Annotated in this window: 18 protein-coding genes and 1 pseudogene; 10 read left to right on the top strand and 9 right to left on the bottom strand. The window is 49.2% G+C overall.

What is annotated here, in order from left to right:
- The first annotated feature begins 96 nt into the window (after positions 1-96).
- The 4 genes from JIN87_RS28925 to JIN87_RS10075 all read left to right on the top strand — a co-directional run bounded on the left by JIN87_RS28925 (position 97) and on the right by JIN87_RS10075 (position 5,631).
- Positions 97-369, top strand: coding sequence for a sulfatase-like hydrolase/transferase (locus JIN87_RS28925; protein ID WP_345780791.1), 273 nt, complete (start codon positions 97-99; stop codon positions 367-369).
- Positions 370-379: 10 nt separating this feature from the next.
- Positions 380-1,942 carry a sulfatase gene (locus tag JIN87_RS10085; RefSeq protein WP_200355435.1) on the top strand — a complete coding sequence of 521 codons (1,563 nt, stop codon included), beginning with the start codon at positions 380-382 and terminating at the stop codon, positions 1,940-1,942.
- A 586-nt stretch (positions 1,943-2,528) separates the two neighbouring features.
- On the top strand, positions 2,529-3,914 hold the full coding sequence (locus tag JIN87_RS10080; RefSeq protein ID WP_200355434.1) for an MFS transporter: 1,386 nt from the start codon (positions 2,529-2,531) through the stop codon (positions 3,912-3,914).
- Positions 3,915-4,068: 154 nt separating this feature from the next.
- Positions 4,069-5,631 (top strand): arylsulfatase, encoded by a 1,563-nt coding sequence (locus tag JIN87_RS10075; protein ID WP_200355433.1) that lies wholly within the window; start codon positions 4,069-4,071, stop codon positions 5,629-5,631.
- A gap of 14 nt (positions 5,632-5,645) precedes the next feature.
- On the opposite strand, the gene JIN87_RS10070 is transcribed toward JIN87_RS10075, so the two are convergent.
- Both JIN87_RS10070 and JIN87_RS28560 read right to left on the bottom strand, forming a co-directional pair.
- Entirely contained in the window at positions 5,646-5,888 is a 243-nt protein-coding gene (locus JIN87_RS10070) for a transposase domain-containing protein (RefSeq protein WP_200355432.1), read from the bottom strand.
- A gap of 40 nt (positions 5,889-5,928) precedes the next feature.
- Positions 5,929-6,054 carry a hypothetical protein gene (locus tag JIN87_RS28560; protein ID WP_267909378.1) on the bottom strand — a complete coding sequence of 42 codons (126 nt, stop codon included), beginning with the start codon at positions 6,052-6,054 and terminating at the stop codon, positions 5,929-5,931.
- Positions 6,055-6,195: 141 nt separating this feature from the next.
- Between JIN87_RS28560 and JIN87_RS29050 the strand changes: the two genes are divergently transcribed.
- From JIN87_RS29050 to pgmB, 4 genes and pseudogenes are all read left to right on the top strand, one after another.
- The gene (locus JIN87_RS29050) at positions 6,196-6,390 is read left to right on the top strand and encodes a hypothetical protein (protein WP_200355431.1); all 195 of its coding nucleotides are present in this window, start codon (positions 6,196-6,198) and stop codon (positions 6,388-6,390) included.
- Between the two features lie 89 nt (positions 6,391-6,479).
- Positions 6,480-6,629: pseudogene (locus JIN87_RS29045) on the top strand (transposase); the annotation flags it as partial.
- Between the two features lie 170 nt (positions 6,630-6,799).
- Positions 6,800-9,211, top strand: coding sequence for a glycoside hydrolase family 65 protein (locus JIN87_RS10055; protein WP_200355429.1), 2,412 nt, complete (start codon positions 6,800-6,802; stop codon positions 9,209-9,211).
- 39 nt (positions 9,212-9,250) lie between these two features.
- A complete protein-coding gene (gene pgmB, locus JIN87_RS10050; protein WP_200355428.1) occupies positions 9,251-9,913 on the top strand; it encodes a beta-phosphoglucomutase in 663 nt (220 codons plus the stop codon).
- 433 nt (positions 9,914-10,346) lie between these two features.
- Here pgmB and JIN87_RS10045 read toward each other — a convergent pair whose 3' ends face one another.
- The 5 genes from JIN87_RS10045 to JIN87_RS10025 all read right to left on the bottom strand — a co-directional run bounded on the left by JIN87_RS10045 (position 10,347) and on the right by JIN87_RS10025 (position 13,463).
- Positions 10,347-10,535, bottom strand: a complete 189-nt coding sequence (locus JIN87_RS10045) for a hypothetical protein (protein WP_200355427.1) — start codon at positions 10,533-10,535, stop codon at positions 10,347-10,349.
- Between the two features lie 459 nt (positions 10,536-10,994).
- Positions 10,995-12,059 carry a Fic family protein gene (locus JIN87_RS10040; protein ID WP_200355426.1) on the bottom strand — a complete coding sequence of 355 codons (1,065 nt, stop codon included), beginning with the start codon at positions 12,057-12,059 and terminating at the stop codon, positions 10,995-10,997.
- A gap of 238 nt (positions 12,060-12,297) precedes the next feature.
- The gene (locus tag JIN87_RS10035) at positions 12,298-12,807 is read right to left on the bottom strand and encodes a tetratricopeptide repeat protein (RefSeq protein ID WP_200355425.1); all 510 of its coding nucleotides are present in this window, start codon (positions 12,805-12,807) and stop codon (positions 12,298-12,300) included.
- A 79-nt stretch (positions 12,808-12,886) separates the two neighbouring features.
- Positions 12,887-13,090: a hypothetical protein gene (locus tag JIN87_RS10030; protein WP_200355424.1), complete on the bottom strand. Its 204-nt coding sequence runs from the start codon at positions 13,088-13,090 to the stop codon at positions 12,887-12,889.
- Positions 13,071-13,463, bottom strand: coding sequence for a CHC2 zinc finger domain-containing protein (locus JIN87_RS10025; RefSeq protein ID WP_200355423.1), 393 nt, complete (start codon positions 13,461-13,463; stop codon positions 13,071-13,073). The genes JIN87_RS10030 and JIN87_RS10025 overlap by 20 nt, the downstream gene beginning before the upstream one ends.
- A 180-nt stretch (positions 13,464-13,643) precedes the next feature.
- Here JIN87_RS10025 and JIN87_RS10020 point away from each other — a divergent pair, with 180 nt between their 5' ends.
- Positions 13,644-14,150, top strand: a complete 507-nt coding sequence (locus JIN87_RS10020; RefSeq protein ID WP_200355422.1) for a hypothetical protein — start codon at positions 13,644-13,646, stop codon at positions 14,148-14,150.
- Between the two features lies 1 nt (position 14,151).
- Here the strand turns inward: JIN87_RS10020 and JIN87_RS10015 are convergent, their stop codons facing one another.
- The gene (locus tag JIN87_RS10015) at positions 14,152-14,640 is read right to left on the bottom strand and encodes a tetratricopeptide repeat protein (RefSeq protein ID WP_200355421.1); all 489 of its coding nucleotides are present in this window, start codon (positions 14,638-14,640) and stop codon (positions 14,152-14,154) included.
- A 198-nt stretch (positions 14,641-14,838) separates the two neighbouring features.
- Between JIN87_RS10015 and JIN87_RS10010 the strand changes: the two genes are divergently transcribed.
- Positions 14,839-15,174 carry a hypothetical protein gene (locus tag JIN87_RS10010; protein WP_200355420.1) on the top strand — a complete coding sequence of 112 codons (336 nt, stop codon included), beginning with the start codon at positions 14,839-14,841 and terminating at the stop codon, positions 15,172-15,174.
- A gap of 2 nt (positions 15,175-15,176) precedes the next feature.
- Here the strand turns inward: JIN87_RS10010 and JIN87_RS10005 are convergent, their stop codons facing one another.
- Positions 15,177-16,406, bottom strand: coding sequence for an integron integrase (locus tag JIN87_RS10005; protein WP_200355419.1), 1,230 nt, complete (start codon positions 16,404-16,406; stop codon positions 15,177-15,179).
- Between the last annotated feature and the right edge of the window lie 228 nt (positions 16,407-16,634).

The following is a 16,634-nucleotide window of genomic DNA, read 5'->3' as shown; positions in this document are numbered from 1 at the left end:
GCTAGTCTTGGTGGCTTTTTTCTTAGCCGCTGGGTCACTCTGTCTTTCACCGTCGTAATCATTTGCCTATCCGCCCATGCGGAAACTAAGTTGAATATGGTCTTCATTTTGGCCGACGATATGATTCGGGACACTTTGGGCGCATACGGCAGCTTGGATTGCAAAACACCGAATATCGATCGGCTTGCCCAAGAGGGAATACGCTTTGATACTCTTTATGCAGCTGTGGCTATGTGCGCTCAATATCGTCAAGAGCTTTACAGCGGTCGCTCTCCATGGCGGACTAGGATCCTTAGCGAATCTTCGCAATCAGTGGCCCCAGAAGCTGCAGCGAAGGCAGTGAGCCTTCCATGCAAGATAAAAATATAATTCTGATTTTATGAAGAGCTATTTCATTCTCTCCTTCTCGCTCGTGCTCTGTCTTCGAGGCTTTATCTATGCTGAAGACTCCGAACGCTTAAATGTGTTGTTTATCCCGATAGATGACCTTAAGCCCTTGTTCGGTTGTTACGGGGACGAGGTCATTCAGACACCTAATATCGATCGACTTTCCGAGCGGGGAACTGTCTTCCTTAACAACTCTTGCCAGCAGGCGGTTTGCGGTCCCTCGCGAGCAAGCATTATGACTGGCCTATATCCTGATCAGACCCGGGTTTGGGATCTGGTAACCAAGATGAGAGACATCAACCCTGACGTCTTGTCGCTCCCTCAGTATTTTCGTCAGCAAGGCTATCAAACAACTGGCTTGGGAAAAACCTATGACCCTCGCTGCGTGGACAACAATACTGATCAAGATGCTCCGTCTTGGAGCGTCCCCTATGAGAGTATACCCGTAGTCCGCTCAATGCCTCACTATAGAGACTATGTGAGTGAAGAAACCATCGAAACGGCCAAACGAATAGAAAAACAATTAGAAGGACAGGTGTTCCACCCAAAATACCTTAAGGCCAGGAAAATGGTAGAACTCGGTGGTTCGGAGGTATTGCCTTCCACGGAGTGTTTAGACGTTCCAGACGATGCCTACGACGATGGTGCAGTGGCTAGTGCTGCAATCAAAACACTGAACCTCTTGGCCGAGAAAGAGCAGCCTTTCTTCCTCTCTGTAGGTTTCTACAAACCACACTTGCCATTCGCCGCACCTAAAAAGTACTGGGATCTTTATGATCCCGAGAAAATTGAGATAGCTGCCTTTAGCGATCCTCCCATGGGCTCCCCGGTAATTGGGCACAAAGGTAGGGGCGCTGAAAGTGGTGAACTAGGACAGTACAGCGATATTCCCAGGATACCCGATCTACCGGAGGATCTTCAAAAACGTCTCATCCACGGATACATGGCCTCCGTTACATACATGGATGCACAGGTCGGGAAGGTTCTCGAGCATCTGGACACACTTGGCCTGACCGAAAAGACGATAATCTGCCTTTGGGGCGATCACGGGTTTCATCTGGGAGACCATAGTTTCTGGACGAAACATACGAACTATGAGCAATCCGTCCGATCACCCCTCGTTTTCGTCAGCCCGGTAGGTTATGAGGCAAATCAAACCCAATCTCCTACCGAATTCGTGGATGTTTTCCCAACCCTTTGCGAACTGGCCGGATTAGAAATCCCCCCACATCTTCCGGGTAAAAGCCTCGTTTCACTCATGAAGGATCCATCCTCCTCGGTTCGATCCGCGGCCCTAGCCCAGTACCCTCGCGGCTCGAAAAAAGATCCAGTGATGGGCTATTCGCTCAGGGACGAACGCTTCCGTTACACTAAATGGCTGCAAATGGACTATCGGGCGGGAGAACGTGCGGGAAAAGTGATCGCAACCGAACTCTACGACTACGAAAGCGACCCACACGAGACCAAGGATATCTCTAGAGATGACGCCTTTAGGAGTGTCACCGCTAAATTCGAAGCGATTTTCAAACAAAGGGGTGTAGCGCAGGAAAAGTGATCACTGAAGGGCACGCATCCATTTCGTCCGCCAGCTTAAACGCATTTCGGGGTCACGACTCGTACTGGAGAGCGCAAGACGGGTATCTAGAAACTGAACACAACAAACAAAAAGACCACCACAGTCTAGTAAAGTAAGGTCGTATTAGGTCTGAGCTTGTAAAGCTGAGCGAGAACGCAGAGCTTGATCCTCGGCGGAACCGGGGAGGCAGCCGCCCTAAGTATCGAAAATTCACTACATCCTATGAAATCGTCAGTGATTGTTTTCAAAGTCCCGGTTCCCAAATGCCACACGATTGTGGGCCCTTTTATCGACCTCATCGCCGGCGCCAACACCCTTGAAGTTTGGGCGAAATAGATCAGTTTAGACAGTCATCGAGCATGATCGGATAAGTTTTGGCTAAATCATTGGCTTCAACACGAAATTTAGAATCTGAAATCTCCGCTCTAGCGGATTATCATCGTTCTCAGGGCACTTAACTATCGTCTTGTTTTTTGTGCTAATCGATATACTTATTGTTATGGTTGATTACTCGATTAATCCCTATATTTGATACCTAGTCAATCAGCGATCATACAGGAAAATAATGGCTACCTCCAAATCGAATACTGCCCCACTATCTTTTGTAGAAAAATTAGGCTATGGCTCCGGAGACATGGCTTCAAATTTCTACATGACATTCTTTAACATCTTCCTGTTGTACTATTACGTTGATGTTTGGGGGATATCGCCAGCTGGTGCTGCGACTATGTTTTTGGTGACTAAGGTGATCGATGCTGTTAGTGATCCAGCAATGGGGCTAATCGCAGACCGTACAAATACTAGGTGGGGTAAATATCGCCCGTTTCTTCTATGGGTGGCGCTTCCTTATGCCCTACTTGGATACTTGCTTTTTCTAGGGCCTGAATTATCTGGAGCGGGTAAGCTAGTCTTTGCTTATGTTTCCTATTCCCTCGTGATGTTGGCCTATACTGCCATCAATGTTCCGTATTCTGCATTGTTAGCAGTGATTTCGCCAGTATCTGAGGAACGAACCAAAGCAACTCAATTTAGATTCGTTTCTGCAGCGTTGGGCACGCTAGTTGTCGGAGCCTGCGCGAAACCCCTCGTTGCTTTTCTCGGCGGAGGGGATGAAGTTCTTGGATTCAGGCTAACTATCATTCTTTTTGCCATCCTATCTATGGCCCTGTTCTTTTTTACCTTTGCAGCCACAAGGGAAAGGATTAGTCCCAGAGAAAATAAATCTAGTATCAAAGGGGATTTCGCTATTCTTAAGAATAACACCTCTTGGATCATCTTAGCATTGTGTTCTGTTATATCGATTGTTGGGTTTGTGGCAAGGATTTCCAGTACGGCATTTTATACGAAATATAATATGGGGCTAGTCGATGAGAAGGTGCTCTGGTGGATGGATGGCACTTCGTTGATATTTTCAACTGGAACTGTAGCTCAGTTGTTCGGTGCACTGTTGACACCTTATGTTTTGAAATTGGTCGACAAAAAAATACTGATGATATTGGTAAATACACTGTTTGGCGTTTCGGTTGTATTGACCTATTTTGTTCCCGTTGAGCAATACGCGTTAACGCTTGTTGTATATACCGTTGGTTTATTCTGTTTTGGGTTAATTATCACGCTGCTCTTTGTTATGTATACAGATTGCTCGGAATATGGCGAGTGGATTTCCGGGCGGAACATTGCTGCCTTAACAGTTTCAGCCTCTATGTTCGCCATCAAATTCGGGTCAGCCGTAGGGAGTGCGATTCCGGGCTATATTTTGGACATTGCTGGCTTTGTTAAGGGGCAGGAGCAAACCCCTGGAGCGCTGCAAGGCATAAGTTTCATGTGGAGCATAGTGCCTTCTGTTTTCTTCTTTGCAGCCGCCGGGCTAATGATTTTCTATAAACTCGACAGCAAAACGATGGAGAAAATTGAAAAAGAGATGCTGGATCGCCGTGGGGAAACTCTCTGATTAATTTCAGGTCCATCTCCAAAAGCAGCGGAAAGGCAGTAGCGTGAAGCGGAAGGACCGTGCAGCGTTTTTTGCGACAATGAACCTGAACCCGACCGCAACTGCTTTCACCAGCAGTATGCTTCAACTGTGATTTTTCTGAATGTTTAGATTTATGAAGAACTCTTATCTCTTGTTACTGCTAGCTCTTGGGGGAGTCCTAGCGTTTAGTTTATCCGCTTCAGGCGAGCGCCCGAACATTGTAATCATCGTTGGTGATGACATTGGATTCTCGGATATCGGTGCTTATGGTGCAGAGATCAACACGCCGAATCTCGACAGGTTGGCCAGCCAGGGGATGCGATTCGCAGATTTTAACAACCTTTCAAAATGTGATCCTACTCGCTCGGCAATCATGACTGGTTTGTATCGGGAGGGTTCGGGAGCTGTTGGCTTTCCTCAGCTATTGCGAGACGCAGGTTATCGCACCTTTTTTGCTGGAAAAGAACATCTAATGAGGTGGGTTCCGGAGCGCGTCTACGCTAAGAATAGCTTTGATCGTTGGTTTCTAAGTCCTTTCTCGCCTTTCATGCTCCGTGACGATGGTGGCTTCCCTCAATATGATAGAGGCGACAAGCGCGCCATCTTTGAGGTCGATGGTGAGGAACTGGACGTTTTGGAACTACAAACCTCAAAGCCGTTTCACAAGACTGATGCGACGACTGATTATGTCTTACGTTTTCTTCGAGAGAGGGACGACTCGGACCAGCCCTTTTTTCTCTATCTTGCTTATCACGCGGCACATTTTCCCCTCCAGGCTACTCCTGAGGATATCGCGATTTATCGTGATGTATATCGCGCTGGCTGGGATGTGATTCGTGAGCAGCGCTTTCAAAAGCAGCTCGATCTGGGTGTGTTAAAAGAAGGGGCTGTGCTTAGCTCCCCTAGTAACAATATAAACATTGCTCGTCAGCCTCCTGCCGTGGATAATTATGTTACCGAACGCATCAAGGCCTCTTATTATCGCCCTTGGAACGCGTTAAGCATAGAAGAGAAAGATGCTTACAGTCTAGAGATGGCGGTCTTCGCAGCTATGGTTGAGAGGATGGACCGGAATATAGGGCGTCTTTTGAAGTACTTGGAAGATTCTGGAGAAGCGGAAAATACTCTTGTTCTCTTTTTCTCTGATAATGGAGCCTGTCCCTATGATTTTAATCGCGATATGGCGATGCCGCCTGGGCCGGCGGAAGGATATCGTTCGCTTTCAGCGCCGTGGGCTGCATTGGGAAATACCCCATATCGCTACTTCAAGCAATTCGGCCATCAAGGAGGTATGCAAACGCATTGTATTGCTTCTTGGCCGGGGGTCATTGATCGGGGCCGTATCGAAGACTCTCCATTTTCTGTAGTAGACTTGGCTCCCACCTTAATGGAGTTAGCTGGGGCTGAGTACCCGGAGTCGGTCGATGGCGTTCCCACAAGTCCTCTTGCTGGAGTCAGTATGAAATCTGCATTCCTTGGTGAGCCTTCCCCCGAGAGAGAGTATTTATTTGGTGGTTATAAAGGTTTCTATTCGTTTCGTAAGGGCAACTTGAAGATCGTCCAGACTAACGGTGATACTGACAACTGGGAATTGTACGACCTGGCAGAGGACCCCAGTGAGGTCAGAAATCTAGCTCCTCATGACCCTGAAGTCGTTGCAGAGCTTAGGGATGCTATGCGTAAGGTGGTTGAGTAGTTTTCCTAGAAACCCTATTTAGGAAAGATATCCGTAGGCGAGCGTCTGTCCAAGTGCCGATTGACTTGGTTCTTCTTTGTGCTCGCGGGCGTGAGTTGGTTAGTTTCGCTTTCCATCATTTTAGGCAGCTTTTCAAGCACGTCCTCAAGGTAGGTTGTCGGCTCCACTCCGCAGCGGCGGCAGCACTCCAGGATCGTGTAGGTCATGGCGGCCGTCTTACCAGCTTTGGGGCTGCCGGCGAACAGCCAGTTCTTCATCCCCAGCTCGGTCGGGCGTATGGTCTGTTCGGCGAGGTTGTTATCGATCCAGGCTTCGCCATGCTCGAAGATCTTCGCGAAGCTTCCTCCATTGCCCCCAGGCGTAGCGTACCGCGTCGGCCATGCCGGTTTTGGCGAGGTAGCGGTCGGCGTCGGATTCGAACATTGACTCGATCCTCTCGAGGATTGGCAGACTGCGGCTTCGCCGCAGCTGGTTTGCTACGTTGAGGAGCTTTGCGAGCTGCTTCCTGTCAGGGATGTATTCACTCGTGGAACACGGTCAAACGCATAGACAAGGCTGATACGCATGTTGACTTCGGTCTTCTGGAGCGAGGTTCGCCGCCTGGTCATCGACGAGTTCGCCCTGCACAAGGGGCATCGTTACGCAACGGTGCTCGCCGACGCGTTGCGATCCGACAAGCCGGCGTACCGGGGCGGTGAAACGAAGCCGTTGGCTTCTGCTCAGGAACTGAAACAACTTAAACCGCAAGCAAAGGGCTAAACTTGAAACGCTCATAGAGGCCGACCTGCCTTTGGCGACTGTCTACGTGCTGAAGGAACAGCTCTAAGAGCTGTGGCCCTGCCTGCTGAGGCATCCTAGCGTCGGCGAAGAATCCGCTCAACACCAGCGTGCTGAAGGGGATGAACAACAAGATAAAGGCAATCAAGAGAATGGCCTACGGGTATCGGGACACCGAATTCTCTTTCCTGAAGATCAAACACGCTTTCCCCGCAAAATGATGGTGAACCATATTTCAGTACCTACGAAATACAAACCAGGTAAATAGTCACGAAGTTCCAATGTGTTCATAGTGCCAACACGGTATCGTGCTAATCGTTGTTTGTATTGTTAAGGCTCATTTTTAGCAACGGATCTATGCTGTAGCTATAACTTATTAAAGTATAATGTTATGGCGAAAACAGCACATAGGTATTTGGAGATAGCACCCTGGGTCGTAGAAGAGAGGGGGTTCAATGAAGAACGCTCGGAAGTGAGTGAATCCATCTTCGCGCTGGCTAATGAATTTATGGGGGTTAGAGGTTCATTCGAAGAAGGCTATTCTGGCCAAACAACACAAGGAAGCTTCTTCAATGGTATTTATGAGAGTGGGGAGCACATCTATTCTACCAAATTTAAGGGGTTTGCTGATGGCTGGACTTATATGGTCAATAGCGTCGATTGGTTATATACGCGCATTCGACTCGACGATGAGTTGCTTGATTTAGCAAAGATCTCATTTCGCGATTTTAGTCGAAAAGTAGATATGCGCACAGGAATCGTCGAACGGTCCTTTGTTTGGGATTCAGCGTCAGGAAAATCCATAAGGATCAAGTTTGAACGGATGCTTTCGATGCACACGTCACATCTTGGCGTGCAGCAAATATCGCTAGAAGCCATTAATTTTACCGGTGTAGTGGAGATCGACGTCGGGCTTGATTTTGGTGTCACCTATAATCTCCGCCAATCGCAGCCATGGTCTTTGTTAAAACACGAAGCATCATCAACCCATGCTGCTTCTCTTGGCAGAACCTCATCAAGCGGTCATCGGGTGTTTTCATCTCTTCACTTAAAAACTTCCCGCGATGTCGAGACTTCCACTTTCCATCTTGACCGATTGGTTGGAGCAACTGTCAAAATGGAGTTGGAACCGAATAAAGTTGAAACGATCACTCGAATCGCCGCCAACCACAGTGAAAAAGATTCGGATCTGAGTGATGATACAGTTTGGACTTCGGGTTTCCTCAAGTTGAAAGCTGAAAAGAATACGACTTGGGAAAGTGCTTTAAAAAATCAACGCTCCTACTGGGAGAGCGTGTGGAAGCAGGTTGATGTTACAATTGAAGGCGATGATGAGAACCAACAAGGTTTTCGATTTTGCATATTCCACCTGCTCCAGACCTATCGTGGTGAAGATCCTAGGCATAATATAGGAGCAAAGGGGCTTACGGGTGAGCACTATTGGGGGGTTACCTGGTGGGATACGGAGACATACTGTTTGCCGTTCTATCTTTTCAATAATCGCCGGGCCGCCAAAAACTTAGTGACCTATCGCCACCATACGCTACCGGGTGCCCAAAAACGTGCCAGGGAACTCCATTTGGAAGGGGCCCGTTATCCCATGTGTACTATCGACGGTGATGAAATTTGCGATGTCTGGCAACATGGAGACCTGGAAATCCATGTTTCCGCAGCCATTGCCTACGGTATTTGGAAATATGTCCATATCACAGGAGACAAAGAATTTCTCAGGGATCACGGTGCGGAAATTTTGATCGAAGTGGCGCGGTTTTACGCTTCCAGGGGAGGGTGGGGACAACGCACCGGAAAATTCGGTTATTGGGGTGTTATGGGGCCTGATGAAATGCACACTATGGTTAATAATAACGCCTATACCAATATATTAGCTAAAAAGAGTTTTGAATGGGCGTTGGAGGTGTTGGATGAATTATCTAAAGAAGCCCCCGAAGCCCTTTCTGCAATCAAAGCCAAAACGAAACTTCAAGAAGCGGAGTTGTCGGATTGGAAAAAAAAGGCTGAGAATATGGATACCATGTTGGATGAATCCTCCGGTATCTTTGAACAGCATGAGGGGTTCTTCAATATGCCACATATCGACTATCTGGATATTCCCGATGATCAGTTTCCGGTTCAGAAAAAATGGCCATATGTAGACCTTTTCCGTTTCGACCTAATCAAGCAACCCGATGTCTTATTATTCTTTTTTCTATTTGGTAGCGAATACTCGGAAGAAGCTCTAGAGAAAAACTTGGACTACTACGAACCACGGTGTTCACACGAATCTTCATTATCTCCAGCGATACATAGTATCCTCTCAGCTCGCTTGGGTCGCCATAAAAAAGCTTATGAGTATGCCCGTTACTCTTCTCGACTCGACCTGGATGATTACAATAACAACACATGTGAAGGATTGCACGTGACGAGTATGGCCGGTGCGTGGATGAATTTAGTTTATGGTTTTGGTGGGATGAAAACTGACGGTGATATACTGTCATTTTGTCCAACACTTCCTGCGAGTTGGAATGGCTTCGGATTTAAAATTCACGTGGAAGACGATGCCGTTCTATCTGTCAAAATCAATACAGAGACTGTTTCTTTCAAGCTTGAGGGCACTGGCTTTATTAAAATCTCTGTTTTCTCCGAACTCTATTCCGTTACTTCGGATGGCATATGTATTCCATTGCCCAATACCCACCGGGATCAAACTGGAATACAAAACCCAGTCGAGGAAGGAGCCAGTGGTGCGAAACCAAAAGACAGAACAGACGGGCTTAATCTCGCTCGCCAGGCTACTTACACCTGATTCCTAAAATCTGAAAATTCCTTTAACGAACAAACAATTATGAATATAAAGGCAGTAATCTTTGATTTGGACGGCGTCATCGTGTCTACGGATGAATTTCACTACAAGGCTTGGCAGCGAATGTCAGATGAGGCGGGTGTTGAATTTAATCGTGATATCAATAATCGCCTTCGTGGTGTGAGTCGCATGGAATGTGTCGATATCATACTTGAAAAAGCAGATCGTCATTTCAGTGAGGAAGAAAAAATTGATTTGGCGACTAAAAAGAATGGTTATTACAGCGATTCGTTAAGCAACCTTTCTAGGGTTGATATATTAGCTGGTGCAAGGGAACTGATTGACGGACTCAAAACAGCTAACATCAAAGTAGCGATAGGGTCTAGTAGTCGCAACGCTCCCACGATTCTCGCTCGCATAGGGATGGCAGACACTTTCGATGCCATTGCAGATGGAAATCAAATAAAGAACTCCAAGCCAGATCCGGAGGTATTCCTGCTTGCTGCAAGAAAGCTAGACATTGCACCCGAAGAGTGTCTGGTGGTCGAGGACGCGAAAGCAGGTGTTGCGGCTGCGATAGCAGGAAACATGAAATGTCTTGCTGTTGGTGATGCACAGTTCGATGGACGTGCTCACATTTGCGCACCAAGCCTTGAAGGCATTGCAGCCGGAACTCTTTTGGCGCTACGCAAAGACGCATTTTAGGACGTGCCTTTAAGTATGTCCATTACTGGTTTAATAAAAATGCAATAACGATCTCCTCGCATCTCGGGATCACGACTCGTGCTGCCTGCACTTATGGCAGGTTAAACTTACTCACAAGGGGGCTGCGGCGAATTTCCTCCTTCGGAGTTCTCGCCCCCCTTGTGAACAACTTAGACTGGACCGCACAAGCCAAGTATCTAGAAACTGAACACAAAAATCAAGCGGTCTCATCGATTCGGATACACGCCTCAGTCCTCCAGAGGGAAAGATCAATAAACTTCGAGGATCCTTTTGTCGCGAGACTATAGCCCGCCTAGTCCAGGCCTACCAAACCTGGCTGGACCAACGCTAAAAGCTCCAAAGCTCGCATCCCTTAAAACTCCCGCGAAACGTTCGTCCTCGGAAAGTTCTCGGACCTTCTTCGAGTACTGCTTCATTCGTGCAGTTCCGCGAACTTGAAGAAAAGTTTTCCCGTATAGCCAAACGGGAAGAAAATCTCCCGTTCCTCGTCGTTGGCGACGACTATTGTTAGCATCTCGAAATCGAAAAGGTTCTCAGAATCCCAAACACCATGACAATCTCTATGTACGCGGTTTTTTGGCTGAATCGTATTTAGTTTCATAGCGATAGGTTAAGAATAATGAAGGGACTTCACCTTCTCATTTGTCTCAATTTCCTTCTTGTCTGAAAGATGATGCGGATGTTCGCTGGAGTAACAACTTCTTCCCGCTAATACGAGGGCATCCAGTTGTTATTCACGTCCACGAACTGGCCGATTTTTGTTACAAACGTGAGCTTCAATAACGCATTCTCGTTAGGAATCTTTGGTATACCTATTGCTACTCAGTTTGCTCCGGTTCCAAGCCTGAAGGGAAGACGTTGAAGGCTATGGGATTGCGTTCGTTAGCTGCTGGCTGTTTGGGGGATTCTTGGACTTTGAGGATAGTTGACACGCATCTCGGGTGCTAGCGGAGCTGTCAAGCGAGATGCATTTCTACAGTTCGGTTACGCCCCTGGGGGCTCGCTATCCAAGGGCTGTATTGGGCGGCCCTGTTCGTTGGTCAGCGATTGATTCTAGAGTCTACTCGATCGCTTCAAGGATGAGGTCAACTAGCGCTCGGTTGCGGTATACTACGGTGTAGCTGTGCTTTTCTTGTTCTAGGATGCCGTGCTCTACTAGGCGTTTGAGGTGTCTTGCTAGGGTTTCGTTGTCTGCAATATTGGGGCAGAGTTCGACATCGTTCCGTTGGCAAAAGGGACGCGTGAAGATTAGTTCGGTAATGTCTTTCGCTTTGTTCGCGGGGATGAGTCTAGAAATCTGATGAGCGGTTCTTGAATACAGGTTGACTAGCTGATCTGACCATCTGGTTATCTTTTGAGCTCTGTCCGATGTTGCCGAGCAGTAGAAGCTGACCCATTGGCGCCAGTGACCTTGCTGCCTGAACTCGGAGAGGTAAGCCTCGTATTCGTCTTTGTTCTCAAAGAAGTAATGGTGTAATGTCAGGCATGGGTAGGAAAGTAGCTTTCGGAGCTTCATTGTGAGAGGATCGGCTAGGCTGCCGATTAATTCGGCATTGCCCTTGTAGTGATTGAGTTTTCGAAAGGATACGTGACTGATCGCTTGGTTAATTAATGGATCCAAATGGTCTTCCCTAAATGACAGCTCGAAATCCACCCAGGCGCTCACGTTCTTAAAGTGAGCATTGTTTGGATCGATTAGATCTTCCATTGCTGTGAACACCTCGTCTTGTTCACTTAGCATTACAGTCTTTGCTGCTTCTTCATAAAGCTCGATAACGCTTGGTTTTTTCACCCAAGTACTTTGGTGGCTGGACTGTAGGAAGAGATGAATGTCCCTCAGTTTGCTTCTTGAGTTCTGGCCCACATAGAGCTTCTTGAGTTCAGCAACCACATCAAATCTAGCAGTTTCGAAAGCCTTTGATTTTGTTAAAACCGATAGTGTTTCGATTGTAGCGAGGTTCTCAAAGAGGACTTTCTGAGGCTTGAAGGAATCGTAGACCCGGCTCAGGTAAGCGAGAGAAGCTCTCGCTTCGATGCACTCTTTAAGGATCTCTCTCGTTTCAATTTCCTTTGGGTTGGGGATCTGTAGCAGGGGATTGGTGGGCGTGCTGGAAAGTTCCTTCATCTAAAAACTAGGTGATTCGGGTGTGTTCCGTTTTGCTGAAGCTCTGTTTGTCCAATTGAACTGAATACCTCAGGGGATATGGGTGGTTGAGGAATTGATTATGGGTAGTTTGGAGATTGAAAATGCGCTCGGGGGGATGCTGGGAAAAGAAAAAGAAGAAAGCTGGCGAAAGAAGAAAAAGAAAGCGCTCGGGGAAATGAAAAGGCTGGGCAATAGAGTTTGCCCAGCCTCGGTTGTGCTAGTTGTTCGAGGGGCCGCAGTCGAAGAGGTTATGAATCCATTCGATTCGAACGGTGCTCGCCAATTGCTCCGTGTAAGCGTCTTTGTAGGCGTCCAGTTCGTGGTATTGGACCAGAAGACTGTCCACCTGATCCCATTCCTCGCGCAACGCCTGTATACGCGCCTTGAATACGATGAAGTGTGGATCATCCGGCCATACGGAAAGCGCTTTGTCCGCGCTCTCCAGCGCTTTGCCATGTTGGAGCGAGGAAGCGAGCCCTGTGATGAGTCCGATCCAGACGTTTGGATCGGCGACTTTGTCTTTCTTGATTAGAGCCGAAGTAAGCTCTATCAGCTTTGTCCAGCGGCGCAGGCGGATGAGGCAGTCCATTTTCATGCAGAGCAGTTCTTCCTCGTAGTCGGATGAGGGCGGTACCTGTTCGAGCGCGGCTAGAGCGTCAGCAAATGCCTTGGGTGAGTCGCAGGCCGATGCGATGCGGTAGTTCAGCGCTGCTTGGTCAAATTTCATAGTGTGAGATGATTTCCGTTTCTTTAGGGGTTCGAATTGAAAAAAGCCCATGCCTTCAGGGCATGGGCTCGTTGAGCGATCAGGTCGGTTTTCGCTGTAGCCGATGAAGCGTGTCACGTACCTCGCTGGCGTCGTAGAAGACGAGGTTCCCGACCTTGTAGTAGGGGATCTTGCCGTCCGCCTGCAGCTGGCGGAGCCAGCGCAAGGAAGGGCGGGAATTCGGATGGAAGATCGTTTCGAGAAGCCCTCGGGCGTCGACCAGCTTATCTTTGTCGTGAGCCATGACTATTTCGAAACTGCCGTTTCGCTTTTCTCGATCTTCGGGCCTCTGCGGAGCAGTAGTCCTCGAGCCTGGCGGACCAAGTGTAAGTCAGCTCGATGTCGTACTCCTCGGCGAGCTTGTGGGCGGCCTGCCAGAAGTTCAGCCCTTCCGACATCATTTCGAATTCGATGACGTTGTAGTGTTCGAGATTTCCCTGGTATTTGAACCACTGGAGCGATCGCGAAACGTAGATTCGTCGCTTGCCCAGTTGGGGGAACGTGAAGACTCCGTGATGGAAGGAGACGCTTTGCCTGTTTAGGTTCGTCTTGGTGGATATGTGGTCGACGATGTCGATAGCCTTTTTGAGTTTCTGTAGGCTGATGCTTGTGATCATAGGATTGCTAGGTTGAGGTTTTGTTTGGTGGACAGGGGAGTCGTTTCAGCGCCGTGAGCGCTTCCTTCGCGAATCCGGAGGAAATGAAACGACGTGCAGATAGATGCAGGGGGATGCGTATCGATGAACTGGATATGTTTTTCTCTGGACAGTCGCTATCGCGCGTCCGATAGGGGAAGAATGAAGACCGCGATCCCGTTCGAGAAACGTCTCAGGAAGTCGCTTGAAGATTCGGCGAAACTACCTCTGCAGGACCTTTTGAGGCCTTACTTTCCCGATGCTCGGCAGTTGGAGCTCGCGGCTCCGGAACTTGACCGTAGAGGTGTGGACGTCGTCCTGACCCTTCCGGGCGGAAAGGTAGGAATCGACTTGAAGCTGCTATCGAGGGATCCTCGACGGTTCCGACGGGACACCATCCCTATCGAACTTTACTCCGTTAAGGAAGCGGACAGGAAAGGGTACTCGGGCGAGGCCGACTACGTGATGTGGGTGTATCTGGATACGCGCCGGACCGTGTTGGTAAGACGTGTCGAGCTTGTGAGCTTCATCGACGAATTTCGCGAGGAATGGGCCGTCTTCCTCGAGGAGCGGGAGCAGACTACGGTTTTGGCGAACGGGTTCCGCTATACGTCGATTCACTGCAACGTTCCCCATAAGGTAATCAGAAGGATCAAGATCGCGGCCTGATCTACGGCTGGCTTCTTCGCGCGTGCATCCGGTTCTCAAGCTCCAGGAAGTATAGAACCCATGCGCAGTGAGGATCCAACGCGCTGTACCTGCGGGCGTCGTCGTCGGCTCCCTCTGCGTCACCTGACTCGAATCTGGCTCGACTTCGGAAAAATATGAACCTGGGCTCATTTGGCCAGCGCGAGATCAGCGAGTCGATATAGCCGAGGAGCTCTTCGTACTTCTTTTGGTAGATCTGGGAGATGCAGTATCCTACCTGCGCTTCCCTGTGATCGAAACCGAAGCGACTTATAAGGCATCTCGAGAAGGTTTCCAGCTCCTGCCAGCGTTCCAACTGAAGGTAGCAGGTCATGCGTATGGCTTGGGCTATTTCCTTGTCGAGGTCGGACTGCGGCAGCTTGACCAGATTGTGGAGCGTTTCCTCCCAGGATGCGGGAGCGTCGGAAAGGACCGCCTTGGCATGGAGGTCGCAAATGTCTTGAAGTGTCATAGTTATTTGAAGCTTCAGGCTCTTGAAGCCTGCGGAGCCAGGCCGCGCCGCGACTTGTTCGCGTCACTGAGTAAACCCGACTCGTTCAAAAAACAGGGTTAGTGGCGTCCGATTGCCTGCCGAAGGCGGGCATGAAGGACCCGTCTCGCGAATCCGTCCTCCTATTGACGAGTTGGGTTACGGCAGGCCCGTCGACTCATGTATCTGTATCGTAGATACGTTTGCGGAGGTTTCTTTGTACGCCTCGAATTTGAGCCGACCGGCCCGGAAGCGTACAATCCCACATTATGTCAAGTTCGCGACCGAGCCGAAGACGCTGCCGCGTCGAGCGAGGGTGAGCGCAGCGTGAGCGAATTGGGCATAATGTCAGCTTGTACGGGCGAAGCCGGACTGCAGGGATGCCGCTCGCGTGACAGCTTCGCTGGCGCTCGAGAGGCGAGGGAGGCGGTATTCTCGATTGTTTACGGATCAACTAGCCCGAATCAGAGCTTTTCTTGGGTGGCGAAGCTGATCTCCGCCACCGTCATTTGTTAAAGTCAGAAATCCAGAGGACTCTTGGGCTCCTTGACGGTTCCAGAGTCGACGATGTGAGTGTAGATCATGGTCGTCTTGACGTCGCTGTGGCCTAGTAGCCTTTGGATCGTGCGTATGTCGTAGTTGGCTTGAAGCAGATGAGTGGCGTAGGTATGCCGGAAGGTGTGGGCTGTTACGCGCTTGTGCATGCCCGCTTCGAGCGCGGCTTGCCGAATCGCGGCGCTTACCTTCGATTCGTGAGCGTGGTAGCGTCGCGTCTCGCCGGAGGTGGGCACGTGGGTCAGCTGCCGGGCCGGGAAGAGCCACTGCCAACCCAATTGCTTGGAAGCGCTCCTGAACTTGCGGGACATCGCGGTAGGCATGAACGCTCCGTCGTATCCGCTTTCAAGATCCTTGACGTGTAGCGCCTCCACTCTGCGAATCTGTTTCCGGAGCTCGTCGGTTATTGATCGCGGTAAGGGTACCGTCCTGTCCTTGTTTCCCTTGCCGTTTCGGATCGTAAGCAAGCCGGTCTCGAAGCACAGGTTGTTTATCCTTATGTTTACCGATTCCGATAGCCTGAGCCCGCACCCGTACATCATCCGCATGATAAGGCCCATTGGATGGCTGGCCTTGTCCAGAACGAGATCCACCTCTTTTCTGGATAATACCGTTGGGATATAGTTTGATCTCTTCGCTCTGACCACTCCGTCAAAGCCTTTGAATGGTCGATCCCAGACCTTCGCGAACAGGAAGAGCAGGGAATTGAATGCTTGGTTCTGTGTGGCTGCTACTACCTTCCGGTCGACGGCGAGATGAGTGAAGAATTTGGCTGCGTCGGCAGCGGTTACCGAACCGGGATCCTTTTCCTCGAGATAGTCTCTGAATGCGCGAACCCAGTGCCTGTAGGTCGACAGAGTTTTGCCTGAATATTGCAGAGTGGCGATCTTGCGCTCCAGATGTTCGATCGTCTGGTCCCAAAGGGAAGGGGGGACCTGTTCACTTAGAGCCTGGAAGATTTTCACCGCCCTGGCTGCCTGGCGCTGCTGGAACTGGCCCTTTCCTCTGCTTTCTAGATTGATAACGAAGAGGTCGACGCTGTTGGGGGCCTTTTCCGGACAGTCGTTCCTGTCGCAGAAATCGAGATAGAACCTGAGCCACATCTCGTAGAATGGCCTTTGTCTTTCGGGGATCTGCTCCTGTTCGAGTTTGTCCTGGAATAGGTTCAGGACGTTTTTTGGTATTTTGATCATAGAATGATATCTAAACGTTTAGATATCACTCCAAAAGGGATGATTAATAATTGGGATTAGGCGTATTTACCTAGAAAAGATTTGCCTCTGACCGTTTCGGTCAGGATGTTATCCACAAATCATTGAATCACTTGTTCGGAAGAAATAAATGAACCAGCTTAAACCATCATCATACCACAAACGAGTGGCGGCGTTTGTGATCAACTTTGTGATTGGTGGCTTCTTGAT

Source organism: Pelagicoccus mobilis (assembly GCF_016595505.1).
GTDB classification, from domain to species: Bacteria; Verrucomicrobiota; Verrucomicrobiia; order Opitutales; family Opitutaceae; genus Pelagicoccus; species Pelagicoccus mobilis.
This window is presented reverse-complemented; position numbering and strand designations above follow the sequence as displayed.

What these genes read in the sequence shown, in the direction of transcription:
- JIN87_RS10080 (WP_200355434.1), top strand. Translation starts at nt 2,529, where the DNA reads ATGGCTACCTCCAAATCGAATACTGCCCCACTATCTTTTGTAGAAAAA.
- pgmB (WP_200355428.1), top strand. Translation starts at nt 9,251, where the DNA reads ATGAATATAAAGGCAGTAATCTTTGATTTGGACGGCGTCATCGTGTCT.
- JIN87_RS28560 (WP_267909378.1), bottom strand. Translation starts at nt 6,054, where the DNA reads ATGTTCGAATCCGACGCCGACCGCTACCTCGCCAAAACCGGCATGGCC.
- JIN87_RS10055 (WP_200355429.1), top strand. Translation starts at nt 6,800, where the DNA reads ATGGCGAAAACAGCACATAGGTATTTGGAGATAGCACCCTGGGTCGTA.
- JIN87_RS10005 (WP_200355419.1), bottom strand. Translation starts at nt 16,406, where the DNA reads ATGATCAAAATACCAAAAAACGTCCTGAACCTATTCCAGGACAAACTC.
- JIN87_RS10040 (WP_200355426.1), bottom strand. Translation starts at nt 12,059, where the DNA reads ATGAAGGAACTTTCCAGCACGCCCACCAATCCCCTGCTACAGATCCCC.
- JIN87_RS10010 (WP_200355420.1), top strand. Translation starts at nt 14,839, where the DNA reads ATGTATCTGTATCGTAGATACGTTTGCGGAGGTTTCTTTGTACGCCTC.
- JIN87_RS10035 (WP_200355425.1), bottom strand. Translation starts at nt 12,807, where the DNA reads ATGAAATTTGACCAAGCAGCGCTGAACTACCGCATCGCATCGGCCTGC.
- JIN87_RS10075 (WP_200355433.1), top strand. Translation starts at nt 4,069, where the DNA reads ATGAAGAACTCTTATCTCTTGTTACTGCTAGCTCTTGGGGGAGTCCTA.
- JIN87_RS29050 (WP_200355431.1), top strand. Translation starts at nt 6,196, where the DNA reads ATGTTGACTTCGGTCTTCTGGAGCGAGGTTCGCCGCCTGGTCATCGAC.
- JIN87_RS10030 (WP_200355424.1), bottom strand. Translation starts at nt 13,090, where the DNA reads ATGGCTCACGACAAAGATAAGCTGGTCGACGCCCGAGGGCTTCTCGAA.
- JIN87_RS28925 (WP_345780791.1), top strand. Translation starts at nt 97, where the DNA reads ATGGTCTTCATTTTGGCCGACGATATGATTCGGGACACTTTGGGCGCA.
- JIN87_RS10025 (WP_200355423.1), bottom strand. Translation starts at nt 13,463, where the DNA reads ATGATCACAAGCATCAGCCTACAGAAACTCAAAAAGGCTATCGACATC.
- JIN87_RS10070 (WP_200355432.1), bottom strand. Translation starts at nt 5,888, where the DNA reads ATGAAGAACTGGCTGTTCGCCGGCAGCCCCAAAGCTGGTAAGACGGCC.
- JIN87_RS10085 (WP_200355435.1), top strand. Translation starts at nt 380, where the DNA reads ATGAAGAGCTATTTCATTCTCTCCTTCTCGCTCGTGCTCTGTCTTCGA.
- JIN87_RS10015 (WP_200355421.1), bottom strand. Translation starts at nt 14,640, where the DNA reads ATGACACTTCAAGACATTTGCGACCTCCATGCCAAGGCGGTCCTTTCC.
- JIN87_RS10020 (WP_200355422.1), top strand. Translation starts at nt 13,644, where the DNA reads ATGAAGACCGCGATCCCGTTCGAGAAACGTCTCAGGAAGTCGCTTGAA.
- JIN87_RS10045 (WP_200355427.1), bottom strand. Translation starts at nt 10,535, where the DNA reads ATGAAACTAAATACGATTCAGCCAAAAAACCGCGTACATAGAGATTGT.